At 33.1% G+C, this 24,241-nt stretch carries 30 protein-coding genes and 1 other RNA gene; 22 read left to right on the plus strand and 9 right to left on the minus strand.

Annotation, left to right across the window (positions count from 1 at the left end; translation table 11 throughout):
• Window positions 1–40 precede the first annotated feature (40 nt).
• The 4 genes from mreC (at window position 41) to H9L18_RS02410 (ending at window position 3,655) form a co-directional block, all read left to right on the plus strand.
• On the plus strand, window positions 41–904 hold the full coding sequence (gene mreC, locus H9L18_RS02395; protein ID WP_126793700.1) for a rod shape-determining protein MreC: 864 nt from the start codon (window positions 41–43) through the stop codon (window positions 902–904).
• Window positions 901–1,416: a rod shape-determining protein MreD gene (gene mreD, locus H9L18_RS02400; RefSeq protein WP_126793702.1), complete on the plus strand. Its 516-nt coding sequence runs from the start codon at window positions 901–903 to the stop codon at window positions 1,414–1,416. The genes mreC and mreD overlap by 4 nt, the downstream gene beginning before the upstream one ends.
• 141 nt (window positions 1,417–1,557) lie before the next feature.
• The gene (locus H9L18_RS02405) at window positions 1,558–2,853 is read left to right on the plus strand and encodes a C40 family peptidase (RefSeq protein ID WP_126793704.1); all 1,296 of its coding nucleotides are present in this window, start codon (window positions 1,558–1,560) and stop codon (window positions 2,851–2,853) included.
• Window positions 2,854–3,001: 148 nt separating this feature from the next.
• On the plus strand, window positions 3,002–3,655 hold the full coding sequence (locus tag H9L18_RS02410; RefSeq protein ID WP_126793706.1) for a CatB-related O-acetyltransferase: 654 nt from the start codon (window positions 3,002–3,004) through the stop codon (window positions 3,653–3,655).
• A gap of 53 nt (window positions 3,656–3,708) precedes the next feature.
• Here H9L18_RS02410 and H9L18_RS02415 read toward each other — a convergent pair whose 3' ends face one another.
• The gene (locus tag H9L18_RS02415; protein ID WP_126793708.1) at window positions 3,709–5,523 is read right to left on the minus strand and encodes a M3 family oligoendopeptidase; all 1,815 of its coding nucleotides are present in this window, start codon (window positions 5,521–5,523) and stop codon (window positions 3,709–3,711) included.
• Window positions 5,524–5,639: 116 nt separating this feature from the next.
• Between H9L18_RS02415 and H9L18_RS02420 the strand changes: the two genes are divergently transcribed.
• Window positions 5,640–6,158, plus strand: coding sequence for a VanZ family protein (locus tag H9L18_RS02420; protein WP_126793710.1), 519 nt, complete (start codon window positions 5,640–5,642; stop codon window positions 6,156–6,158).
• A 67-nt stretch (window positions 6,159–6,225) separates the two neighbouring features.
• Window positions 6,226–6,951 (plus strand): YebC/PmpR family DNA-binding transcriptional regulator, encoded by a 726-nt coding sequence (locus H9L18_RS02425; protein ID WP_126793712.1) that lies wholly within the window; start codon window positions 6,226–6,228, stop codon window positions 6,949–6,951.
• 53 nt (window positions 6,952–7,004) lie between these two features.
• Here H9L18_RS02425 and H9L18_RS02430 read toward each other — a convergent pair whose 3' ends face one another.
• Complete coding sequence (locus tag H9L18_RS02430) at window positions 7,005–7,337, minus strand: DUF2628 domain-containing protein (protein WP_126793714.1); 333 nt, start codon at window positions 7,335–7,337, stop codon at window positions 7,005–7,007.
• 125 nt (window positions 7,338–7,462) lie between these two features.
• Here H9L18_RS02430 and comGA point away from each other — a divergent pair, with 125 nt between their 5' ends.
• From comGA to H9L18_RS02480, 10 genes are all read left to right on the plus strand, one after another.
• A complete protein-coding gene (comGA, locus tag H9L18_RS02435) occupies window positions 7,463–8,428 on the plus strand; it encodes a competence type IV pilus ATPase ComGA (protein WP_185847472.1) in 966 nt (321 codons plus the stop codon).
• Window positions 8,373–9,425, plus strand: a complete 1,053-nt coding sequence (gene comGB / locus H9L18_RS02440; protein ID WP_126793718.1) for a competence type IV pilus assembly protein ComGB — start codon at window positions 8,373–8,375, stop codon at window positions 9,423–9,425. The genes comGA and comGB overlap by 56 nt, the downstream gene beginning before the upstream one ends.
• Before the next feature lie 2 nt (window positions 9,426–9,427).
• Window positions 9,428–9,733 carry a competence type IV pilus major pilin ComGC gene (gene comGC, locus H9L18_RS02445; protein ID WP_126793720.1) on the plus strand — a complete coding sequence of 102 codons (306 nt, stop codon included), beginning with the start codon at window positions 9,428–9,430 and terminating at the stop codon, window positions 9,731–9,733.
• Window positions 9,733–10,185, plus strand: coding sequence for a competence type IV pilus minor pilin ComGD (gene comGD / locus H9L18_RS02450; RefSeq protein ID WP_126793722.1), 453 nt, complete (start codon window positions 9,733–9,735; stop codon window positions 10,183–10,185). Before comGC ends, comGD begins: the two co-directional genes overlap by 1 nt.
• Window positions 10,172–10,471 (plus strand): type II secretion system protein, encoded by a 300-nt coding sequence (locus H9L18_RS02455; protein ID WP_126793724.1) that lies wholly within the window; start codon window positions 10,172–10,174, stop codon window positions 10,469–10,471. Before comGD ends, H9L18_RS02455 begins: the two co-directional genes overlap by 14 nt.
• Window positions 10,472–10,491: 20 nt before the next feature.
• Window positions 10,492–10,881, plus strand: a complete 390-nt coding sequence (gene comGF, locus H9L18_RS02460) for a competence type IV pilus minor pilin ComGF (RefSeq protein WP_126793726.1) — start codon at window positions 10,492–10,494, stop codon at window positions 10,879–10,881.
• On the plus strand, window positions 10,844–11,203 hold the full coding sequence (gene comGG / locus H9L18_RS02465) for a competence type IV pilus minor pilin ComGG (RefSeq protein ID WP_126793729.1): 360 nt from the start codon (window positions 10,844–10,846) through the stop codon (window positions 11,201–11,203). The genes comGF and comGG overlap by 38 nt, the downstream gene beginning before the upstream one ends.
• A 151-nt stretch (window positions 11,204–11,354) precedes the next feature.
• Window positions 11,355–12,329 carry a class I SAM-dependent methyltransferase gene (locus H9L18_RS02470; protein WP_246433327.1) on the plus strand — a complete coding sequence of 325 codons (975 nt, stop codon included), beginning with the start codon at window positions 11,355–11,357 and terminating at the stop codon, window positions 12,327–12,329.
• 17 nt (window positions 12,330–12,346) lie between these two features.
• On the plus strand, window positions 12,347–13,531 hold the full coding sequence (locus tag H9L18_RS02475; protein WP_126793733.1) for an acetate/propionate family kinase: 1,185 nt from the start codon (window positions 12,347–12,349) through the stop codon (window positions 13,529–13,531).
• An 85-nt stretch (window positions 13,532–13,616) separates the two neighbouring features.
• A complete protein-coding gene (locus tag H9L18_RS02480; RefSeq protein ID WP_126793735.1) occupies window positions 13,617–13,868 on the plus strand; it encodes a hypothetical protein in 252 nt (83 codons plus the stop codon).
• A 15-nt stretch (window positions 13,869–13,883) separates the two neighbouring features.
• On the opposite strand, the gene H9L18_RS02485 is transcribed toward H9L18_RS02480, so the two are convergent.
• From H9L18_RS02485 to H9L18_RS02500, 4 genes are all read right to left on the minus strand, one after another.
• Window positions 13,884–14,363, minus strand: a complete 480-nt coding sequence (locus H9L18_RS02485) for a universal stress protein (protein ID WP_126793737.1) — start codon at window positions 14,361–14,363, stop codon at window positions 13,884–13,886.
• 24 nt (window positions 14,364–14,387) lie between these two features.
• Complete coding sequence (locus H9L18_RS02490; RefSeq protein WP_126793739.1) at window positions 14,388–14,657, minus strand: hypothetical protein; 270 nt, start codon at window positions 14,655–14,657, stop codon at window positions 14,388–14,390.
• Window positions 14,658–14,737: 80 nt separating this feature from the next.
• A non-coding RNA gene (gene ssrS, locus H9L18_RS02495) (6S RNA) lies at window positions 14,738–14,926 on the minus strand.
• A 60-nt stretch (window positions 14,927–14,986) separates the two neighbouring features.
• Window positions 14,987–16,258 carry a replication-associated recombination protein A gene (locus tag H9L18_RS02500; protein ID WP_126793741.1) on the minus strand — a complete coding sequence of 424 codons (1,272 nt, stop codon included), beginning with the start codon at window positions 16,256–16,258 and terminating at the stop codon, window positions 14,987–14,989.
• Between the two features lie 109 nt (window positions 16,259–16,367).
• Between H9L18_RS02500 and H9L18_RS02505 the strand changes: the two genes are divergently transcribed.
• From H9L18_RS02505 to H9L18_RS02520, 4 genes are all read left to right on the plus strand, one after another.
• Window positions 16,368–16,844: a DUF3013 family protein gene (locus tag H9L18_RS02505; protein WP_126793743.1), complete on the plus strand. Its 477-nt coding sequence runs from the start codon at window positions 16,368–16,370 to the stop codon at window positions 16,842–16,844.
• Window positions 16,845–16,859: 15 nt separating this feature from the next.
• The gene (gene prmA / locus H9L18_RS02510) at window positions 16,860–17,807 is read left to right on the plus strand and encodes a 50S ribosomal protein L11 methyltransferase (RefSeq protein WP_126793745.1); all 948 of its coding nucleotides are present in this window, start codon (window positions 16,860–16,862) and stop codon (window positions 17,805–17,807) included.
• 6 nt (window positions 17,808–17,813) lie between these two features.
• Complete coding sequence (locus H9L18_RS02515; RefSeq protein WP_126793747.1) at window positions 17,814–18,566, plus strand: 16S rRNA (uracil(1498)-N(3))-methyltransferase; 753 nt, start codon at window positions 17,814–17,816, stop codon at window positions 18,564–18,566.
• Window positions 18,567–18,691: 125 nt separating this feature from the next.
• Window positions 18,692–19,372 carry a GTP pyrophosphokinase gene (locus tag H9L18_RS02520; RefSeq protein WP_126793749.1) on the plus strand — a complete coding sequence of 227 codons (681 nt, stop codon included), beginning with the start codon at window positions 18,692–18,694 and terminating at the stop codon, window positions 19,370–19,372.
• A 17-nt stretch (window positions 19,373–19,389) separates the two neighbouring features.
• On the opposite strand, the gene H9L18_RS02525 is transcribed toward H9L18_RS02520, so the two are convergent.
• The 3 genes from H9L18_RS02525 to H9L18_RS02535 are packed head-to-tail and all read right to left on the minus strand — an operon-like array spanning window position 19,390 to window position 21,275.
• The gene (locus H9L18_RS02525) at window positions 19,390–19,758 is read right to left on the minus strand and encodes a potassium channel family protein (protein WP_126793751.1); all 369 of its coding nucleotides are present in this window, start codon (window positions 19,756–19,758) and stop codon (window positions 19,390–19,392) included.
• Between the two features lie 5 nt (window positions 19,759–19,763).
• The gene (locus H9L18_RS02530; protein WP_126793753.1) at window positions 19,764–20,990 is read right to left on the minus strand and encodes a chloride channel protein; all 1,227 of its coding nucleotides are present in this window, start codon (window positions 20,988–20,990) and stop codon (window positions 19,764–19,766) included.
• Window positions 20,991–21,011: 21 nt separating this feature from the next.
• The gene (locus tag H9L18_RS02535; RefSeq protein WP_126793755.1) at window positions 21,012–21,275 is read right to left on the minus strand and encodes an ArsR/SmtB family transcription factor; all 264 of its coding nucleotides are present in this window, start codon (window positions 21,273–21,275) and stop codon (window positions 21,012–21,014) included.
• A 280-nt stretch (window positions 21,276–21,555) separates the two neighbouring features.
• Here H9L18_RS02535 and H9L18_RS02540 point away from each other — a divergent pair, with 280 nt between their 5' ends.
• Window positions 21,556–23,772 carry a RelA/SpoT family protein gene (locus tag H9L18_RS02540; protein ID WP_126793757.1) on the plus strand — a complete coding sequence of 739 codons (2,217 nt, stop codon included), beginning with the start codon at window positions 21,556–21,558 and terminating at the stop codon, window positions 23,770–23,772.
• A 13-nt stretch (window positions 23,773–23,785) separates the two neighbouring features.
• On the plus strand, window positions 23,786–24,232 hold the full coding sequence (dtd, locus tag H9L18_RS02545) for a D-aminoacyl-tRNA deacylase (RefSeq protein WP_126793759.1): 447 nt from the start codon (window positions 23,786–23,788) through the stop codon (window positions 24,230–24,232).
• Window positions 24,233–24,241: the final 9 nt, after the last annotated feature.

A 24,241-nucleotide genomic window follows, 5' to 3' on the forward strand; every position in this document is an offset into this window, starting at 1 on the left:
TGTGCATCTAAAAATTCGAGACTTTCGTTGAGGTGGAAAAGTGAAAAAATTTAATTCAAGTAGAAATATTATTATCGCATTAACTATTGTGATAATTGTTGTCTTATTAATAAGTTTCAGTGCAATGCAAAGAGACAATAAAAAAGAAAGTTTGCCAGGACAATCAGAAGTAAATGGTGTTGTTGCAACTGTTGATAAGGTAGTTAAAGCTCCTTTTAGAGGCATTGAAAATGCAGTTAAATCAGTTAATAATTTATTTAATACCTATTCTGAAAATGATGACTTAAAGAAAAAAATCGATTACGTTGCTTCACTTGAAGCAGAAGTAAAAAATTTAAAAGCAGAGAATGAAAAATTAAAAACACAACTAGAATTAAGTGAAACGTTATCAGGTTATGAAAAGATTAATGCAACAGTAATTAATCGTTCGCCAGACAGTTGGCAAGATGTTTTAATAATTGATAAAGGTAAAAAAGATGGTATTGATGTTAATATGGCAGTTATGGGAGATAAAGGCTTGATAGGTCGAGTTATTATTGCTGAAAACCATAGTGCAAAAGTGGAGCTACTAACAACTGTTAATCAAAATACCAATCATTTTCCTGTTATGATTCAAAGTGAAAAAGATAAGAGTGTCTATGGTTTAATGGAAGCTTACAATAATAAAACTCATACATTGGTTGTATCTCAATTAACTTCTTCTGAAGCTATTAAAGAAGGAACTCCCGTGACAACGTCAGGTTTAGGCAATAACTCCCCTAAAGGGTTATTAGTAGGAGAAGTTAAGGAAGTTAAGAAGAGTAAAACAGGTTTACATGATGAAATTTTAGTGACACCAATAGCTGACATGTATGACGCTAATGTTGTTACAGTTGTTAAACGATTGGCAGGTACAAATGAATGATGCAAAAAAGAAAATACTTTCCATATACGTTGCCGGTTATTTTCTTTTTAGTTATGCTTGTTGATGGACATATAAGTAGTTCTATATTAGGATTATTTTCTGTGCCAATGGATTTTACCAGCAACTTATTATTAATGTTTTTAATGTTTGCTACTTTTCAAATGGGCAAACCGTACTTAGTTATTTGGTCTGGCCTGATTGGATTGCTGTACGATTCTTATTTCTACAATGTTATAGGAATCAACTTAGTTTTATTACCAATTATTGTTTTGTTGATGTATGGATTATTTGAACATGTCATTCCATCAACTTTTACGATCATTTTGAGCTTTATCGTCTTTGTTACATTACTTTCAGTAGGTAGAGTTTTTCTACTAGTCTTGTTTAAATTAACAGAGACAACTATTTTAGATTTTTTTGCAAGAACACTTGCACCAACACTTTTACTCAATATTCTATTGATAGCTATACTAGTTGTGCCTTTAAAAAAGATGTTTAATGTAAAAAAATAAATGTTATTTGTAATGAAACATGTTTGTAACATTCTCATTATATTAATGACATGTCACTATGCTACAATTCATTTATCGTTGAATTTGAATATTAAAAGTTAGAAATTATATATTTTAAAAAATATCTGGGGGACTATTAAATTGAAAAAGAAGATTTTATCTACATTGTTAATGAGCAGCCTTATGTTATCAGCTACAGCCCTTCCTTTAGTAGCGAATGCTGATTCAGTTGATCGAAAGATTGCATCTCAAGACAAAAAAATTAGTGAATTACAAAGTAAAGAGGCAGCTGCTTCAACACAGTTAGCTTCAATCCAAAGCAGTATTTCTTCTATTAAAGAAGAAGCAACAGCTTTACAAACAAAACAAGGTGAATTAAACAAAGAAATCGGTACTTTAAATACTGAAGTAAAAGATTTAGAAAAACGTATTGAAAAACGTGATGCTTCTATTAAAGAACAAGCTCGTTCAGTACAAGTTGATTCAGGTAGCTCAAACGTTGTTGATTTAGTTTTAAACGCTGATTCAGTATCAGACGCTGTAACTAAAGTAATGGCAGCTTCTAAATTAGTAGGTGCTAACAACGACATGATGCAACAACAAAAAGAAGACAAAGATGCTGTTGAAACTAAAAAAGTTGAAACAGAAGAAAAAGCTTCAGAATTACAAGCAACAGCTGTTGAATTAGAACAGAAAAAAGGCGAACTTGTTGATCAAGAATTAGCACAACAAGCAACTGTAAGTGGAATTTCTGCTGAAAAAGAAACTGAACAAGGTAAAAAAGAAGGATTCTTAAAAGAGCAAGCAGAAGCTGAAGCTCAAAGAGAAGCTCAGAAAAAAGCTGCAGAGGCTGCTGAAAAACAAGCAAAAGAACAACAAGCTGTAGCTGCTCAACAAGAAGCTGCTAAGGAAACTAAACCAGCAACTACTAATGTTGAACAACCAACTGAAAATACAACTACTAATAATGAAACACCAGCTCCAGTTGAAGAAACACCGGCTCCAACGCCAACAACTCCAACTCCAGCTGAACCAACACCAGCTCCAGAAAAACCAGCTCCAACACCTGCACCAACTCCAGCTCCAAGTAGCGGTGGTGTAGTAGCAGAAGCTTACAAACATATTGGTAAACCATATGTTTGGGGAGCAAAAGGACCAGATTCATTTGACTGTTCAGGATTCACTTCTTATGTGTATCGTGTAGCAGCAGGTAGAGAAATTGGTGGATGGACAGTACCACAAGAAAGTGCTGGCGCTCGTATTTCTCTAAGTGAATTACAACCAGGAGATTTAGTATTCTGGGGAGCAGCAGGATCAACTCACCACGTAGGTATCTATGTTGGTGGCGGACAATACATCCATGCTCCACAACCAGGTGAAAGTGTAACAGTTCAAAGTATTTCAGCATGGTCACCAGACTTTGGTGTACGTATGTAATTTGATTTTTAAGAGGCTGACCTAAAGAGGTCAACCTCTTTTTTTGTAAAGGATGATTAAATTGATCAGAAAGTTAAGAGAATTAAAAAATGTTTCAGTGGTAGTTAGCTTCTAGGTAAGAAAATTAAAATACTTAGGAGCGATTATAATGGAAAAAAATAATTATAAAAATTGGTCAGAGACAAAATATCTTGAGGATATCGTAACAAATCCTTTAATTACAGTAGGGAAAAAATCTTATTATTCTGGATTTTATGAAAATAATAATTTTGAAAATGGATGTGTTAGATATCTTTGGGGGGATAGTAGTACAAGAGATTTATTTAACCCAGAGGAAGATTTTGGTTGGGAATTAGATCGACTAGAAATCGGTAATTATGTCTGTATTGCAAGTGGCGTGACAATTCTACTTGGTGGTAATCATAATCATCATCCAGATTGGATAACCGTGTATCCATTTGCAGATCACGTGAAAGAATCATTTCTTCCTAAAGGAGATACTGTCATCAAAAGTGATGCATGGATTGGAATGGGTGCAACGATTATGCCTGGCGTTACAATTGGAGAAGGGGCTATTATTGCAGCAGGATCAATGGTCTTAAAGGATGTTCCACCTTATACAGTTGTAGGAGGTAACCCTGCGAAAGAAATAAAGAAACGATTTTCCGAAGAAGAAATTGATTTATTACTAGAATTACGTTGGTTTGATTGGACTGAAGAAGAAATTAAAGAGTCTGAACCAATTTTAATGAGCCAAGATATTCATAAATTGTATGAATACTATCAACAACATATAAAATAAATAAAAACCAGAATAAAACGATTTGTTCGTTCTATTCTGGTTTTCTTTTGAAATTAAATGTATTTTTCTGTAATAGTTAGGAACTCTTCGATATCTTTTTTGATGATATCAATACCGTCTTGCCAAAAATCAGGTTTTGTTAAATCAACATCTAAATGTTTTTTAGCAAGTTCTTCAGTAGTCATTGAAGCTGTATCACGTAAAAGAGCAATATAGTCATCTTCAAATGAGCTACCTTGTTTTTGTGCATGAGCATAAATTCCTAAACTAAATAAATAACCAAATGTATATGGGAAGTTATAAAATGGTACATCATCCATATAAAAGTGTAATTTACTTGCCCAGAAATGTGGATGATAAGAACCTAAAGAGTCACAGTAAGATTCTTTTTGTGCGTTAAGCATTAATTCTGTTATTTCTTCATCTGTTAAAACATTTTCTTTTCGTGCTTCATGTAAATTATTTTCAAAGATGAAACGAGTATGAATATTCATAAACATAGCAATCGCATTTTGCATTTTAACATCGATTAAGTTAATTTTCTCTTCGTCTGTTGTAGCTTGTTTTAAAGTTGCATCAGCCACGATTAATTCTGCAAAAGTACTTGCTGTTTCAGCAACGTTCATTGCATAATCTCGACTCATAACAGGTAAGTCCCACATAACGTGTGAGTGATAAGCATGGCCTAATTCATGAGCTAAAGTAGAAACTTCATTGATTGATTCTCCGTAAGTCATGAAAATACGAGATTCTTTATTTTCAGGAAGACTTGTACAATAACCACCTGGACGTTTTCCAGGACGATCTTCAGCTTCAATCCATCTTTTTTCAAAAGCTTCTTTAGCAAATGTTGCCATTTTAGGGCTAAATTGGTTGAAGTTTTCGATGATAAAGTCTGCTGCTTCATCAAATGTGTAACGTTTTTCTTCGAATGAACCTAAAATAATAGGCGCATCTTGATCTTGCCAGTCCATTTTTTCTTTACCTAAAAGTTGAGCTTTACGAGTTAAAAAGTCAACGAAAGGTTGTTTGTTTTTAGAAATAGTTCCCCACATAGCGTTAAGAGTATCTTCTTTCATTCGGTTATACTCTAAAGGTATTTGTAAATGGTTATTGATTCCGTGTAATTTGTTAGCTGTTAAACGGAAGCCGTCTAAGTGGTTTAAAGCATCAGCGAATAAAGGAGCTTTTTTAGACCATGCTTCTTCCCATTTTTCGAATAACTCGGCACGAACTTCGCTGTCAGCGTCCCCCATCATTTTATTAAAAGCTTGCCCAGCTGAAAGTTCAATAGTTTTTCCATCTTTTTCTGTGAATGGAATTGAAATTTGTGCCACTAAAGTATCGTAATGAGAACTCCAAGCCGTAAACCCATCTGTTGATAATTGATTGATAATGTTTTCCTCGTTTTCACTTAACAAGCGTTTACCTAGTTCACGTGTTTCATTTAAATTAAAAGAAACGCCAGGTTGATTTAAAGTTTCTGTTTTTTCTAAATCTTGCCATAAAGTATCAGCCATAGCTGTTAATTTCTTAGTTAATAAAACATTAGCGTTTTCAAAATTAGTTGATTTACTATAAAGGCTAGCTAAAGTTGTTCCCGCTTTTTTATCATTAACATCTGCTGATTGAATAGCAGTGACAAAACTGATGGCTTGATTAAAGCCATTTTTTACTAATTCCTGTATTTTTAAAATATTAGAAAAAGCTTCAAATGCTGGTGCGTCTGACTCCGGATTCCAAGCAGCAATTTCATCAGAATAGTCTGAAATTTGTTGGTCAAGTAAAGTTAGTCTTTGTTCTAATTCAGGTGAATCAATGCCACCATTAAAAAGTGAATCTAAATCCCATGTAATTGAATATTTCATCTATGATAACTCCCTTCAGTTAATAGTTACATTATACACGAAACTTATTTTAATCATAAATAATTTGATAATTTGTATCAGACAAGGTACGATAAATGAGATTAAGGAGTGTGTCTATGCAGAAGCAATTTAAAAATGGCAATGCTTATTTAGTTATTGCATTTGTAATGATGGCTATACTTTTTTATAGTTCATCTCAAACCTATGAACAACAAAGTCAATTACAGTTACTTGAAAAAATATTAAAAAATGAACCTTTTAAAGAATCATTATCTAATATCTCTTTTAATTATGGTGGGTCTGAAGTAAGCATTAAAGCAAGTGGCTACCATAAGTTCATTGAATTTTTTATTCGAAAAGGAGCCCACTTTATAACGTACTTTATTTTAGGAGGAAGTTTCTTTCTAGGTATTAATCCTCGTATTAAACACTTAGGTTTAGCCTTTTTATTTTCATGGCTAGGTGCTACAGGGTACGCGGCACTTGATGAGTTTCATCAAATGCTAACAGGTGGCAGAACTCCAAGTTTTCAGGATGTTATGTTAGATAGCGTTGGAGCAATGACAGCTTGTCTGATTATCTCAGTTCTTTTCTTATTGAAAAACAAGAGTAAAATAGGTAAACGTCGGAAATAAACATTCTTTACTAATTAACTATGATAGAATGATATAGAGTGAAATTTTTAGAAAGAAGGGATTTTATATGGCAGGACATTCAAAATGGAATAACATTAAAGGACGAAAAGGTGCTCAGGATGCCAAGCGTGGAAAAATCTTCCAAAAGCTTTCCAGAGAAATTTACATGGCAGCTAAAAGTGGCGGTCCAGACCCTTCCTCTAATCCAAGTCTTCGATTAGTATTAGATAAAGCAAAAACGGCTAATATGCCAAATGATAACGTTCAACGAGCTATTAAAAAAGCCACTACATCAGGTGAAGGTGAAAACTATGATGAAATTATCTATGAAGGCTACGGTCCCGCTGGTGTTGCGATTTTAGTCCATACATTAACAGATAATAGAAACAGAACTTCAACAAATGTTCGAGTTGCTTTTAATAAGAATGGTGGTTCATTAGGTGAGACAGGTTCTGTTGCTTACATGTTTGATCGAAAAGGTTATATTGCTATCGAACGAGAAGGTTTAGATGTGGACGAAGATACTATGCTAATGAGTGTGTTAGAAGCAGGTGGAGAAGAACTAGAAGCTAGTGAAGAAGTTTTTGAGATTTATACAGAAGCTAGTGATTTTCCTGATGTGCGAGATGCATTAGAGAAGGAAGGTTACGTGTTTGCTCAATCTGAATTAACAATGGTTCCTCAAGTCGTAACAGAATTATCAGAAAAAGATTTAGAAACACTGCAAACAATTGTTGATGTGTTAGAAGAAGATGACGACGTATCTGAAGTATATACTTCGGCAAATATTTAAAAAATGATGAAGAGATAGTCTATTAGAGGCTAAACTCTTCATCATTTTTTTGCTTAAAAGTCTAAATCATCAAAGTCATCAAAAGGGCTATCCTGTCTTGTTTCTACAATAAAGCCTTTTGATAGTAAGATTCTTTTGCTAGCTTCATCACTTGGTACAAACCCTGCAACAATTAAATCAGATAAATAGAGTTTGTTGTAAAGAAACATGAAGACTAGGTGTGCAAAACCTGCTGTAAGAGTATTAGCAAGTAGCATAATAAAAAACCATTTCCAATCACCTCTAAATAAAGCAGGAATTGAACCAAAGAAAAATACAGTCCATGAAAAACCAACTTTAGCTTGCTTTGCTTGATTCGTTCTTGGGTTATATAAGTTTACAAACATATGCTCCTCCAGTCAAATAATTGTTGACTTATTATACCATATTGACAGCTGCTACAAATGGCTAAAAAATTTAAATGAAGAAGAAAAAATTTTCGAATATTATGTTAAGAAGAAAGGAGGTAATAATGGATGTCAAAAAACAAGCTAGACATTTACTAAGAAAAGGATTCAAGATGTCAGCTAGTGATTTATATGTGTTTCCAAATCAAAAAGGATATGAATTGTCCTTCCGTTATCATCATGATATTACTAAATATCAACAATTAACTAGTGATGAGGGAGAAAAGTTAATTCTTTATTTGAAATATTCAGCAGGTATGGATATTTCTGAAAAAAGAAAGACGCAAGTCGGAAGTACGAGTATTAAAGTGGGAGAAAAACTGTTGAGGATACGATTATCGACAGTAGGAGACTACCTAAATCGCGAAACTTTAGTTATTCGTTTTTTACAGGATAACAATGAAAAAAATCCAAAGTATCATTATGTTTTTGATAGTCAATTTAAACTATTGGAAAAAGGAATTACTAAATCTGGATTATACTTATTTTCTGGACCAACAGGCGCAGGAAAATCAACTACTATGTATCGTTTAGCTACGAAAATTAATGAGCGGAAAAACAAACAAATTATTACGATTGAGGATCCAGTAGAAATTGAAAATAGTCGTTTTTTACAATTTCAAGTGAATGAGAAAATTGGCTTAACTTACCAATCTTTAGTTAAAGTCTGTTTAAGGCATCGCCCAGATATTTTAATTATTGGAGAGATTAGGGATCAAGAAACGGCTAAGATGGTTATTCGAGCTGCGTTAACAGGGCATTTAGTTTTTTCAACAATTCACGCAACTGATAAGGAAAGTGTTATGACAAGATTAAGAGAATTTGGAATTCCTGAAGTTGAGCTAATGCAAAGCTTAAGGGGAATTGTGTATCAAGAATTACTTCCTGTAACAACCAGTAATAGATATTCAGTCTTGTACGATTTAACCATGAATGGGGTGAAAACAGATTGGGAAAAAAGCTTGCAAGAAGCGTATGAAAAAGAAATCATTACTCAAGAAACCTATCAACTTTACTCATCACACCTTTAAACGAAAAGAAAAACAAGAGTTTTTGGTTTTACTAGCAGAGTTGCTAGACAATGGATTTACTTTAGAGAAGAGTCTAACTTTTATGCAAACGGTTAATCCAAAAAGAAAAAAAGAAATAAAACAGATGAATCGACGACTATTGGAAGGAAAAAATTTGCCCACTTGTTTGAAAATTCTTCATTTAAAGGAATCAGAACAAGCTCAATTAAGTTTTGCTGAGGTACATGGGGATTTGACAGGAACTTTGTTGAGAATGTCACAGCATATGTCTGATAAAGAAAAGCAACGAGAACATTTGATTAAAGTTATTAGTTATCCGTTATTGTTATTACTTTTTTTATCAAGTATGGTGCTAGGCATGAAATGGTACATTTTACCTCAACTAACAGAACTTTATGACAGTAACACTCAGCAAAATATTGGGTTAATGTTAGTTAATCATAGCCCGGTAATTGTTTTGAGTTTATTAGTGTTACTTTTAATTGGGTATACCTTAATTAAGTTGTACTTATCGAAGAAAACAGCTATTTACCGTGCTAATTGGCTGTGCCGAATTCCTCTTATCAAAATGTTTGTCATTCATTATTATACTTCTCTATTTTCGTTAGAGTGGGGAAAGCTATTAACACAAGGGATGGAATTTAGAGACGTTGTGCTCATCATGAATCAACCAGGTTATACACCTTTGATGCAAGAGATGGCGCAAGAAATTGAGAGAAAAATTGAAGAAGGTATTTCAATAGAGGGACCTGTAAAAAATTGGCGCTTTTTAAAGCCAGAATTAAATTTAATTATTTTGCAAGGGGAAGTAAAAGGAGATTTAGGTAAAGAACTGTTGATATATGGAAAAAAAGAATGGAAAGCTTTTATTAATTTAGCAGAAAAAAGAATGCGTTTTTTACAACCGATGATGTTTCTTTTAATTGCTATTTTAATTGTATCTGTGTACAGTGCGTTGTTATTACCAATTTATAGTGGGATGGGGGATCTATATTAGTAATGAAGTGGTTTAAAAAAAGGAAGAAAAATAAAAAGTATCAAGGATTTACATTGTTGGAAATGTTAATAGTCCTTTTTGTTATAGCAGTTTTGATTATTTTATTTGTACCAAACTTAATTAAACAGACAGATAGTATCAACAAGCAAGGAGATGCTGCTTTAGAAAAAGTAATCGAAACACAAAGTGAGATGTATTATTTAGATCATAATGAACGTCCTAAAACTACGCAAGATTTATTTGCTGGAGAGTATATTTCAAAAGATCAAAAAGATAAGGCTGATAAATTAGAGATTAAGGTGAAATAGTGAAACGAACTAATAACGCTGGTTTTACTTTAATAGAGAGCTTGCTTGTTCTTTTGACGATTACTATTTTTTTAGCCGTTCCTTTAATTAGCTTGAAGCATTGGAAGGAAAAAATAAAAGTTGAGATGTTTCTTAATCAAGTGGAAAGAAGAATTCAGCAAACACATCAAAGTGCTATTATTGAGCAGCATGGAACGAAGATATCTCAAAGCGCAGATAGCAACTTTTTGAAGTTTGAATACTATCATCATGATGTGTTGTATCGTGAGTTTTTATATGTAGAGGAACCTCTAAATCTAAGAACAATCAAAACAATTGAATTTCTACCAGGTTCAGGCAATATTAAAGAGATTGAAGGAATTAAAATTGAGGATAGTTTAAATAAACGGAATATTATTTATACTTTTCAATTAGGGAGTGGAAAGGTGATTCGCCGTGATGAAAAAAAATAGTGGATACTTATTACTAGAATGTATGGTTGCTATGGTTATCATTGTGACATCTTTACTATTCTTGATGGGAACTATCACTTTTTTCTTGGTAGATGAGAAGAAAGCTCAGGAGGAATTGGAACAAGCTATTTTATTATATGAAATGTCTTCTGTTTTAAATGACGAAAACGCTAAACAACAAGTGGGAGAAAAAGCAGTTGGTCAGAAAACAACTATTGAAGTATGGAATGAAAATCATCTTAGAATTGAGTGTGATGACAAATACTTAGAAATAAAAAAATATTAGTCACTTATCAAGGATTTACATTGGCGGAATGTTTGATCTCTCTAGTTGTTTTAATGGGATTACTTCTTTTTTTAAAACCTTTTTTATCGATGATTACTCAGGTAGATAAACACGTTACGAAGGATAATTACTTAGAGCTTTTAATAGGTAAGATTCAAATAGAATCAGAAATAAAAGAGATGACATTTCAAAAAATAGAGAAAAATAAATTATATTATGTGAATGAAGATAAAGAGAGAATTGTATTTGAACAATATAAACAGATGATTCGAAAAACAAGTGATTCAAAAGGACATCAACCTATTGTAATGGGAGTAGACCATGTTGTCTTCTCTGAGAAAAAAGGGTTAGTCAAAATGGAGGTAACTACACTTGAAGGAGAAACTTATTCCTACTTTTTATTCAACTGATGATTATGAAGGAGGGATTTTATTACCCATCTTAGTTGTTTTAATGATGTTTACTATCATCACTTTATATGTTTTGGAAGATTATCGAACTAGAAGAGAAGTACTTGTTAATACAAAAGATTTTTATTTAGCTAAATCTTTAGAGAACATAACGTGGGAAGAAATTAAGGAAGAAAAAATAGTGAAAAATAAGACAGTGACATATAATCTTGGTGAAGTTGATGTGATTTGGCATGAAAAAAATAAGGAAGTAGAGTTGAATACAAGTCTAAAAAATAACTACAAGCGAACAACTAAAAAGAGTTTTATCAAAAAAGGGTGAGAATCGGATGATTTCTCACTCTTTTATTGTGACAAAACCTTGAATTATTCGGATTTATTCGCTAAAATGAAACGGTGAGAGATAATTGTTATAGTTAATGAAAGAGGTGGAAGTATTGGCTCATACTGATGTAGAAAAGGGCTTTCAACTAATGTTTGAAGCAGTCACTATTTTACAAGAAGCACTCGACACTTCTTTTTTTGATGCGTACATTGAGAACAGTGAAAATTTCATTGATTCACAAACTGTCCGTGTCATTGACGGAGTTCCAAAAAAAGAAGTTGTGGAAAAGGTAACGTCTTTATACCAGCAATTAGAGGTACTAAGTTTAACCGAAGAAGACAAACGTAAAATTAGTCAGTTAGTTTTGTTGAAAGGTTCAATGGAAGAGGGCATTCAAGCAAACCATCAATTAACACCAGATGGTATTGGCTTTTTATTTGTTTACCTATTAGAACAATTAACAAAAGACAGTAAGGAAGTTAGCATATTAGATGTTGCTGTTGGGACAGGTAATCTGCTTTACACAGTAATGACTAATTTGAACTTGGCTAAAAAAAGTGCTACTGGTTTTGGTGTAGATGTTGACGATACGCTTTTAAATATTGCTGCGGTAAATCAAGAGTGGATGAAACTAGACGCTCATTTATTCCACCAAGATAGCATAGATCCGTTACTGATCGACCCAGTGGATGTTGCTTTATCTGATTTACCCATTGGTTACTACCCATTAGATGAGAAGGTGGCGGACTTTAAAGTGGCTTCTTCTGACGAGCATAGTTTTGCTCATCATCTATTAATGGAAAAGGCAATGAAGCATGTTAAAAAAGATGGTTTTGGTCTATTTTTAGTTCCAAGTAATCTATTGGAAACTAATCAAGCACCGCTTTTAACAAATTGGTTAAAAGAAGACGTCTATTTACAAGCAGTATTGCAATTACCAAGCTCTCTTTTCAGTCAGAAAGGTTTAGGCAAATCAATTCTGATACTTCAAAACAAAGGTGATCACGCAAAACAAGCAGCAGAGGTATTACTTGCTGAATTACCATCCCTTAAGGACGAACAACCATTATTAAAATTTATTAGTGAGTTTCGAACTTGGTATCAATCAAATATTAATGAATAAAAAGGAGAATTATTATTATGTCAAAAACAATCGCAATTAATGCAGGTAGTTCAAGTTTAAAATGGCAATTATATGTTATGCCAGAAGAAACAGTTATCGCTCAAGGAATCGTAGAAAGAATTGGATTAAATGATTCAATCTTTACAATCAAACATGGAGAAGGTCAAAAATACGAAGTTATTAAAGACATCGAAAACCATGAAATTGCTATTAACATGTTATTAGAACAATTAACAGCTTTAAACATTATTGATTCATTCGAAGAAATTACAGGAGCTGGTCACCGTATTGTTGCTGGTGGAGAACATTTCAAAGAATCAGCAATTATTGATGACGAAGCTTTAAAATTAGTAGATGAATTAGCTGAATTTGCACCACTTCATAACCCAGCAGAAGCACAAGTTATCCGTGTCTTCCAAAAAGTATTACCACATACATTAAACGTTGGTGTATTTGATACTTCTTTCCATACAACAATGCCAGCTGTTAACTACTTATACAGCATTAACACTGAATACTATGAAAAATTTGGTGCACGCAAATATGGAGCTCATGGAACAAGTCATCGTTATGTTTCTGAAAGAGCAGCAGAAATGTTAGGTCGTCCAATCGAAGAAACTAAAATTATTACATGTCATTTAGGTAATGGTGCTTCAATTACTGCTGTTGATGGTGGTAAATCAATCGATACATCTATGGGATTCACACCATTAGCAGGTTTAACAATGGGAACTAGATCAGGTGATATCGATCCTTCATTATTACAATATTTAATGGGTAAATTAGGATTAACTGATATTAAAGATATGATCAATATCTTAAATAAAGAATCTGGACTTTTAGGTTTATCAGGTGTATCTAGTGATATGCGTGACTTAGAAAGCTCTGACAAAGAATCAGCTAAATTAGCATTAGAAATTTTTGCTGACCGCGTTCGTAAATACATTGGTAGCTACGTAAGTGCTATGAATGGTGTTGACGCAATTGTCTTTACTGCTGGTATTGGTGAAAATGATATTAATATGCGTAAAGAAATTATCAATGGTTTAACATGGTTTGGTTGTGAAATCGACGAAGCTAGAAATGATGTTCGTGGTGATGAACGTGTTATTTCTACAGATGATTCAAAAGTTAAAGTATTATTAATTCCAACTGACGAAGAATTAATGATTGCTCGCGACGTTGAAGCATTAAAAAAATAATTCATATAAATAATAGAGGGACTGATACTTGATTCAGTCTCTTTTTTTTATGGTACAATTGGATTATTAGAAAGAGGTGAGAAAAGTGAGTCAAGAAAAGTTGAAATCTGAAAAGATAAGAGAAAAGAATGATAGCTTAAGAAAAAAAGGTAAAGATCCTTTAAAAGGATGGACGCCTTTAGTTCATCACGGATTTGGTGTTGGAGGAAGTGCTAGTGGTAGAGGAATTGATACAATGGGAGCAGCTATTGAAGATCAAAAAATTAGTCGTAGGAAGTATATTAATGATAGAAATAAGAAAAAAAGACTGATTCAATCCACGTGGTGTGGAAATTGAATCAGTCTTTTGTATTTATTTTTTCTTTTTTTCTTTTTCTAATAATTTATTGTTAATATCAGTTCTTACAATCAAAACATCACAATTAGCATGGCGAGAAACGTAGCTAGAAACAGAACCAATTAAGATACGTTCCATAGCATTTAAGCCAGTTGCTCCAAGCATAATCAAGTCGATGCGATAATCTTTTTGAAGTTGTTTTGTAATGACAGTCTTAGGTGCCCCGTATTCGATTAAACAATGAATATCCTCAATGCCATGTTCTCTTGCGTAATCGACATAAGAATCTAGCGTTTCTTTTGCCACTTTAGCAGCTTCTTCAGCTAAAGACTCATCAAAACTAGAAACAGATTCAAAAGCTCTGATATCAATAACGTGAGCAATGTATAAGACTGAGTCATTCCTTTTAGCAACTTGGACAGCCTTTTTAAAAGCTTGTTCTGATTCCTTCGAACCATCCACCGCCACTAAGATATTTTTGTATTCTTTTAACATATGAAACACCCTTTCTGCATACTTTTATTTCATTTTTTTAGATAAGCGAATAGAAAACGTTGCAGAAACAACTAAAACAATTGCTACAAAAAATAAAGCAAATTCCTTGGTTGGAAAAATAAAACTAACAGGAATGCCAATAATTCCTAGTCCTAAAAAACTAGAAGAAAAAGCAAGTAAATTTCGGTTATTTTCCTTTGTAAAAACGAGTTCTAATTTGTTAACGTTTTTTCTTAAGTACCAACCAATGATTAGTAAGACAAGAGAAAAAAGTAACATAACTATCTTAATCAATTATATCACAATCCAATCTGAAAAAAATGTTTATAAAAAAAGCAATCTGCAAAAATTGCAAATTGCTTCAATTTCTTAAGAAAATATCCGTCGATGCCGTTATGTACCCTGAATGGTTGAACCCGCTTTATATGCAGGTGGGAATTGTTAGTAACGCTTCAAACTACCAAGTGATAAGGCATGTTTTCCACGATATCTTGGTAACTCCCAAGGTAAAATTAATTGTTCGGTCAACACTTGTGAGGATACGACGCACATCACAGATATCTATAGGTTTATCTTAACACAAGATTTTTAAATCAGCAATTAATAGTGTTGAAGAAGAAATGTTATTTTTTTAATTCATTTATTTTAAAATATCTTTGAGCAAGACCCGTTTCATATTTTCCAGATTCTTTTGGCTCATAATATGTTTTATGTTTTAGTTTGTTGGGTAAGTACTGTTGTTTTACCCAACCACCTGGAAAATTGTGCGGATATTGATAATCAACGCCTCTATTTAATTCTTTTGCTCCAGAGTAATGAGAATCTTTTAGGTGATCTGGAACTTCTCCAATATTACCTTGTCTAATATCTGCTAAGGCGTTATCAATAGCCATGATACTAGAGTTTGATTTTGGAGATAAGCAAAGGTCGATAACTGTTTCAGCTAAAGGAATGCGAGCTTCAGGCAGACCTAATTTTTCAGCTGCTTGAACAGCGGATACCGTTCTAGAACAAGCACCTGGGTTAGCAAGGCCAATGTCTTCATAAGCAATCACAAGTAGCCTACGACACGCAATCAATAATTCTCCTGCTTCCATAAGACGACCTAAATAGTGAAGAGCAGCGTCTACATCACTTCCTCTAATAGACTTTTGAAAAGCGGAGATAACATCATAATGAGCATCACCATCTTTGTCATGAGAAAAGGCTTTTTTCTGAATGCATTCTTCTAAAATTTGAAGTGTCAAATGAACTTTACCATCTGCTTCTGGTGGTGTAGATTTACTAGCAAGTTCCAATCCGTTTAAGGCACTTCTTAAATCCCCGTTAGTGGCACGGCTGAGATGAATTAAAGCATCACTATCAAGTTGAATAGCTAACTCGCCTAATCCATTTTCTTTATCCTCCAGTGCACGAAAAACGGCAGCTTCAATATCTGATTCCGTTAGAGATTTCACTTCAAAAATTTGTGAACGACTTCTGATGGCAGGGTTGATAGCAATATAGGGATTCTCAGTTGTGGCGCCAATCATGATAATACGACCATTTTCTAAATGAGGTAGTAAAAAATCTTGTTTTGGTTTATCTAATCGATGAACTTCATCTAATAAAAGGATAACTGTGCCGCTCATTTTAGCTTCCTCAACAACAACTTGTAAATCTTTTTTAGTATCTGTTGCTGCATTTAAAATGCGAAAAGCATAATGGGTAGAGCCTGCAATAGCACTAGCAATACTTGTTTTTCCTGTTCCAGGAGGTCCATATAAAATCATAGAAGATAACATTTTAGCTTCTACCATACGTCGGATAATCTTACCTTCTCCAACTAAATGTTGTTGACCGACAATGTCATCAATTGTATTTGGTCTCATTCGATAAGCAAGTGGTTTTTGCATCATAGTCCTCCTTAATCTTTTCCCTTTATTATATCATATCTTATGATTGGCAAATGGGAGGGATTTCGGTATGATAGGGAAAGAAAACTATAGAAAATGAGTGAAGAAAATGAAAAAAGAAAATATGCTAGAAGTCATTGAAAAAGAATTAGAAAAACATTTAAATGAGGTTGATTTTGCCATCGATTGGAATACGAAAAAACATCAATTCGAAGTGATTGTTGTTTTGTTTGCAGAAAATAAAACCCAAGAAGCTATTGAAGACGAAGAAGGTGTTCTTAGCGAAGAAGAAGTGATTGAATTTGAAGATGCTATTTTGTTTTACACGAATGAAGCAGAGGTAATTGATAAAGATGAGTACCTAACAACGATTCCTTTTAATCGTAAAAAAGGACTTTCAAGAGAATGGATTCGTGCGTTTGCAATTTATTTAAATGAAGTAGTAACAGAAGGTCAAAGTGACTTATTAGACTTTTTAACAGACGAATCCATCGAAGCATTTGAATTAAACTGGAATGATGAAGACTTTAACCAACGTGTTGCATCTTTTGAAAAAGAAACATTTGTTCCATACCCTAAATATTAAGAAAGAGGTTTTTACATGAAGTGGAATCAAGTATCTGTTTTAACAACAAGTGAAGCAGTTGAAGCAGTATCAAATATATTAATGGAATTAGGTGCAAGTGGTGTTGCCATTGAAGATGCGATGGATGTGACTAATTTTGAGAGTGATGCCTTTGGTGAAATACTAGATGTGTCAACATTTGATCATATTAAAGAAGGTGCAAAAGTTAACGCGTATTATCCTGAAACGATTTTTTTACCAGAAATTTTACCTACTCTTAACTCTCGCGTAACTGAGTTGGTTTCTTTTGGACTAGATATTGGTAAAAATGAAATTGAAACATCTGAAGTTGTCGAGAATGATTGGGCAACTGCTTGGAAAAAATATTATCACCCGGTGACTATCAGTCGTTATTTAACGATTGTTCCTGAGTGGCAAGATTATACGCCACATTCAGCGGATGAACATGTGATGAAACTTGATCCTGGAATGGCATTTGGAACAGGAACACATCCGACAACTCGTTTGACACTTCAAGCTTTAGAAGTAGTGTTAAGAGGAAATGAAACAGTGATGGATGTAGGGACTGGTTCAGGTATTTTAAGTATTGCGAGTAAATGTCTAGGCGCTGATAAAGTTTATGCTTATGATTTAGATGATGTGGCTGTAGCTTCTGCCAAAGATAATATGAACTTAAATCCAGTTGCCCATGATGTGGAAGTTTCAGCTAATAACTTATTAGTAGGTATTGATAAAAAGGCCGATGTGATTGTGGCTAATATCTTAGCTGATATTATTATCGAATTAATTCCTGATGCTTACCGTTGTTTAAATGATGAAGGAACTTTTATCATTTCTGGTATTATTGAAGATAAAGAAGATATTGTGTTAGAAGCTTTATATGCGAATGGATTTGAAGTTGATCAACGTTTCCAACAAAAGGATTGGTTGGCCTTTATTGTAAAGAAATCTATTGAGGAGTAAGTCATCATGCAACGATATTTTTTAAAAGAAAATTACGAAGAAAAAACGGCTTATCATCTAACAGGAGATGATTTTCATCATGCTGCTCACGTGATGCGTATGAAAACAGGGGATAAGTGTTTCTTAACTTTTCATGATGAAACGGTGTTAATTGCTGAGGTTATAGACATAACAGAAAATCAAATAGCTTTAAAAGAACTTCAAAAAGAAGAAAAAGAAAAAGAGATGCCTTATTCAGTAACGATTGCCTGTGGTTTTACTAAGGGAGATAAATTTGAATGGGTGGCTCAAAAAGCAACAGAACTAGGAATGGGCGAATTGATAGGATTTCCTAGCAAAACGTCAGTTGTTAAATGGGATGAAAAGAAATTAGTAAAAAAACAGCAACGATTCGAAAAAATTGTTAAAGAAGCTGCTGAGCAATCTCATCGAAGTCAAATACCGACAGTGCAATTATTATCTAAGTTTCAAGCATTTGAAAACCAACTAAGTGACTACAAACATATCTTAGTTGCCTATGAAGAGTCTGCAAAAGAAAATGAAACAAAAAGTTTTGTTAGAGTGATTCAAGAGATCCAACCAGGTGAAAATGTTTTAATTATTTTCGGCCCAGAAGGTGGGATTACTCCAGAAGAAATCGAATTATTCGAGTCTCATAAAGCTGTATTATGTGGTTTAGGTCCGAGGATTTTACGAGCAGAAACAGCTCCTTTGTATGCTCTTTCTGCAATGAGTTATCAATGGGAGTTACTTAAATAAAGAAGTTAAAGATGATAAGTGAAAGTTTATCATCTTTTTTTGTGTTAATAAGTCTAATATATTCAATAAAAATTCATATCCTAAGGTTATAGTAAAAGAGAGATAAATGATATTGGAGTGATTAGATGACAGAATATGCAACAGGTGAACTAATTAAATTAGTAAGTGACTCAGATCCTAAATCAAATTTTTATATAGGAGCGTTGGAAACATACCGAGCATTAATTATTTATTATCAGTCTGCCATTGATGAAGTGGAAACGAAGCTAAAAATTATTGATAGGGAATTAAGTAGTCCAGCCAATATTGGTCGAAGCAATATGATTCATCAAATCCAAAGCAGAGTCAAAACATTAAAAAGTATTATATTAAAGTTAGATAGAAAAGGTCTTCCTTTTTCAAGAGGAATTGTTTCAAAAGAACTTTCTGATGTAGCCGGTATACGAGTTATTTGTGCTTATGTGGATGATATTTACATGGTATTAGAATCTCTAAGCCATCAGACAGATATTAAAATACTAGAAGTCAAAGACTACATAAAGAATCCGAAACCAAGCGGCTATCGAAGTTTACATGTAATTGTTGAGATTCCAGTTTTCTTTTTTAAAGAAACTAAAAATATTAAAGTGGAAATCCAGTTTAGAACAATAGCTATGGATTACTGGGCGAGTTTAGAACATGGCTTAAGATATAAACAAGGCGTGACAGATGAAAGTTTATCAAAGCGCTTAGGAGAAACAGCAGAATTAATTTCTAACATGGAAGAAGAGATGTTAGAGATTAGAAATGGTATTGAAGGGATATAAAAAAGTAGAGAAGACTCTTATGAAAGAGTATCTTCTCTATTTTTTTGGTTATTTTCTTGATTTTCATTTCTAATTTGGACGAGTTCTCTTGCAATAACACCAACAGATAAACTAACCATACCCAAACCTAAAATACCGTAAAGAACAGTGAATAATTTACCGATTGTTGTGATAGGATGTAAATCACCGTAACCAATTGTTGCTAAAGTGACAAAACTAAAGTAAAAAGAATCGATAAAGGTCATTTTTTCAATATTATGATAAAAAATAGTTCCAATTAATAGAATAATTCCTGTAGCAACTAGTAATGCTTTAGTTTCTTCCTTGTTAAAACATCTAACAAGACATCTAATGAGTCGTTTGAATCCAATAAGTAAGCCGAACATAATGATTACTCCTTCGCAGTTTTCTTTTGGACGAGTTGTTTAGTAACTTTTAAAGTTATAGCTGTTATAAAAATTACAGGAATGATTTGTATTGGGAAAAATAGAGCGATAAAGATAGCGACTCCAATTGGAGAATCGAGAATAGTAACTGCCATAGCAGTAGCAACAGTAGCAACGATAAATATAACATCAAAAGCAGGTAAGATTTGAGAAATAGCGAATCCTTGGATGATAGAGGCAAATACAATTGGAAAAATATCTCCGCCAATCCATCCAGTATTTAAACAAATTTGTAAAAAGACCAACTTAATAACGACAACTAAGAGAAGTATTAAGAAAGAAAATTTCACGTATTCCTTTGGGACAGATCCAAGAGCGACTTGTCCTGAAAATAAAAGATTAGGGGAAAAAAATCCTATAATGAAAATAGAAAGAGAACCTAGAAGAGCTTTTTTAACTGGTTCATCTTGCCAAAAATTAAACCACTGATTCATTTTTTTCTTAAAAATATTATAAATTTTTCCAGACAATAAACCAACTATAAGTAGTGGAATGAAAACCCATAAATCTTTTAGGTGCCAAGAGGTGTCTCCCATTTTACTAATAAAAGAAGGTTGTTTTGTAAGTTTCATCAAAATAGTAAAAGAGATTAGTCCGTTAACACTAAAGAAAATGTTTAAAGCTTTTTTGGTAGAAAGAAAATTTTCTCCTTTTGGAGCTGATTCAGCATTATAAGCAACTAAATATTTTGTTGGGTGAAGCATGTGTCTGAATCTTTCAATTGGATTAAGGTTGAGAAAGGTTTCTTGGTTAAAGAAGAGATAACGCATTTTATCAGCTTGCCAAATAGAGAGCATGACAATAGCTCCTAAAAGAGCAGCTTCGGGCCCAACTCCAGCGCCAAAAATTAAAACGAGTAAGGCGACAAATAAGCTTCTAAAGGCTGGTCGATAATTAACGGTTTGTATTTTTTTTAATTGATCGATAGAATCATGAGCTGTTTGAGGATAATCACCCCATTTTTCTCTTAATTTACCAATGCAGAAACCTCCAATTAAGCAAAATATAAGTATACTGATTCCTTTAAAAGGCATATCATTTAAAAGTTTATCCCATAAAAAATGAGAAATATTACTTTCCAGAAAGATAAATCCAAAAGAAATTAAACCGATTAAACTGCTTAAAAGAAGTCCGTAAAAAATAATTCTAATAATTAATGTTTGTTTTTTCATCAGTAACTCTCCTTTCTTTAATTAAGGTAGTTGTCCAAAGTCTAGTCCAACATTAATGAAATGAATGACTTTGGGATTGTCTATAAAATAAAATATTTGTTTTCCTTCGCGACGGCTGTTGATAACCTTATTTTTTTTTAATATTTGCAAATGATGAGAAGTTGTTGTGACAGTTGAATCGACGTATTCTGCTAAATCACTTACACATGCTTCTCCGTAATGAGCTAAAATAAAGGTAAGTTTAAACCTGATTTCTTCAGACATGAGTTTAAAAAAAGCGCTCATTTTGGAAGGGTCAATGTCTTCTAATAGTTCTAAGGAAGAATGAATAGTTTTTTTTTTGTCATTTGGTACTCACTTTCTAAAACGTATTTTTATTTTAGTGTATGATAACATAAAACGGAAAACATTCCTAGATATATAAGAATGTTTTTTGAAAGTATCTTGAAAGTCTGTTTTTAAATGATTGAAATCATAAATTAAAGTGAGTATAATAAGTTTAATCTAAACAAGTGAAAAGTACTGATTAAGTACTTTTTTTTAATAAAATAAAAGGAGGGGTCATATGTCAAAGGAAAAAGTACTAACAGATAAAGAAGTCATAGAGATGGTTGCCGAGTATATGAATCCAGCTCATGTTGAATTTGTACAAAAAGCATGTGATTATGCCACAAAAGCACATGCTGAACAATTTAGAAAGTCTGGAGAACCCTACATTATCCATCCAATTCAAGTAGCAGGCATTTTAGCCGAACTTCGCATGGACCCACATACAGTTGCAACAGGATTTTTACATGATGTTGTTGAAGATACTGAAGTAACTTTAAAAGATTTAGAAGAAGAATTTGGTGCCGATGTTGCTATGTTGGTTGATGGCGTTACAAAACTTGGAAAAATTAAATATAAATCTCATGAGGAACAACTAGCAGAAAATCATCGGAAAATGTTACTTGCTATGTCTCAAGATTTAAGAGTCATTATGGTGAAATTAGCAGATAGAGTTCATAATATGAGAACGCTAAACCATTTAAGAGAAGACAAACAACGAAGAATTGCTAAAGAAACATTAGAAATTTATGCGCCCTTAGCTCATCGATTAGGGATTAGTTTAATCAAATGGGAGCTTGAAGACCGCTCACTACGTTATTTAAATCCAAGACAGTACTACCGAATTGTTCATTTGATGAATTCAAAACGTGGTGAACGTGAAATGTATGTGATTCAAACAGTTGATGAAATCAAACAGGCGACAGAAGAGTTAGAAATTGAGGCAGAAATTTACGGACGACCAAAACATATTTATTCTATCTATCGTAAAATGAAAGATAAGAAAAAAGAATTTGCTGAAATTTATGATTTATTAGCTATTCGTGTTTTGGTTGATTCTATCAAAGACTGTTACGCCGTTTTAGGAGCTATTCATACTAAATGGAAACCACTTCCAGGTAGATTTAAAGACTATATCGCTGTTCCTAAAACTAATATGTATCAATCTCTTCATACAACAGTTATTGGTCCAAGTGGTAACCCAATTGAAATTCAAATAAGAACTCATGAAATGCATCAAATTGCTGAGTTTGGTGTGGCTGCTCACTGGGCTTATAAAGAAGGAAAAACTGAAAAACAAGAAGATAAAAATGCCAATCAAATTAGTTTGTTAAGAGAAATTATTGAACTTCAAGATGAAAGTTACAATGCATCTGAATTTATGGCAAATGTTAAAGGTGAAATCTTTAGTGATAAAGTATACGTCTTTACACCAAAAGGCGATGTAACTGAGTTACCAAAAGGTTCAGGACCTTTGGATTTTGCTTACAATATCCATACAGAAGTTGGAAATAAAACAACTGGTGTAAAAGTAAATGGTAAAATGGTACCTCTTGATTATAAATTGAAAAATGGTGACATCATTGAAATCTTAACGTCGGCTAATTCTTTTGGTCCAAGTCGAGATTGGGTTAATATAGTTGGAACAAGTCGAGCAAGAAATAAAATTAAACGTTTCTTTAAAGATAAAGACCGAGATGAAAATATTGAAAAAGGACGCACTTCATTAGAACGTTGTTTGTTGGACAATGATTTTGCGCCAAAAGACTTTTTAACAAAAGAAAAAATAGCTGATGCGCTAGATCGTTTTAATTACCAAACCTCAGATGATTTATATGCGGCTATTGGTTTTGGTGAAGTGACGACTCAAGTTGTTTATAATCGTTTAACTGAAAAAGAACGTAAAGAGCGCGGTGTCAAAAAACAAAAAGAAGAAGCAGAAGAATTAATGAAGCAGCCTGTTCAAAAGAAAGATACAACTAAGATGAAAATTCGTCATGAAGGTGGTATCGTTATTCAGGGAGCAGATAATTTATTAGTTCGTATCAGTCGATGTTGTAATCCAGTACCTGGAGATGAAATTGTCGGCTACATTACTAAAGGTCGCGGTGTTTCGATTCATAGAAAAGACTGTCCCAATATGAACAACTCACCAGAAGTTCAACAGAGACAAATTGATGTTGAATGGGAAGATGCAGCTTCTGATGGTAAACAAGAGTACAATGCAGATTTAGAAATTTATGGTTATAACCGTTCAGGTTTATTAAATGATGTTTTACTAGTGGTCAACGCTCAAACCAAACGTTTAATAGGTGTTGAGGCTAGACCTGCTAAAAATAAAATGGCAGTTATTCACTTGACAGTATCTATTCAAAATTTAAGCCATTTAGAGCAGATTGTTGAAAAGATTAAAGCTATTCCAGATGTTTACAGTGTTAGACGGACACATGGCTAGGAGGTATTCACAAATGAGAGTTGTTTTACAAAGAGTTAACCATGGAAATGTTGTTGTTGAAGATAAAGAAATAGGTAAAATTGGTAAAGGTTATGTATTATTAGTAGGTGTTGCTGAGGGTGATACAGAAAAAGAAGCTGATTATTTAGCAAAGAAAATTAGCCAATTAAGAATTTTTGAAGATGAGAATGAGAAAATGAATTTAGATATTCATCAGGTAGGAGGAAGTATTCTTTCTATTTCTCAATTTACTCTATTAGCTGATACCAAGAAAGGGAATCGTCCAAGTTTTATCAAGTCAGCTCATCCTGATGAGGCGTTGAAATTATATCATTACTTTAATCAACAATTAAGAAATTATGAATTAGAAGTTAGTGAAGGTGAGTTTGGTTCTCATATGCTAGTTTCCCTTGAAAATGATGGGCCTGTAACTATCTTTTTTGATACAGATCATAAATAATCACAAAAA

This window comes from Vagococcus carniphilus (assembly GCF_014397115.1).
Classification (GTDB): Bacteria; Bacillota; Bacilli; order Lactobacillales; family Vagococcaceae; genus Vagococcus; species Vagococcus carniphilus.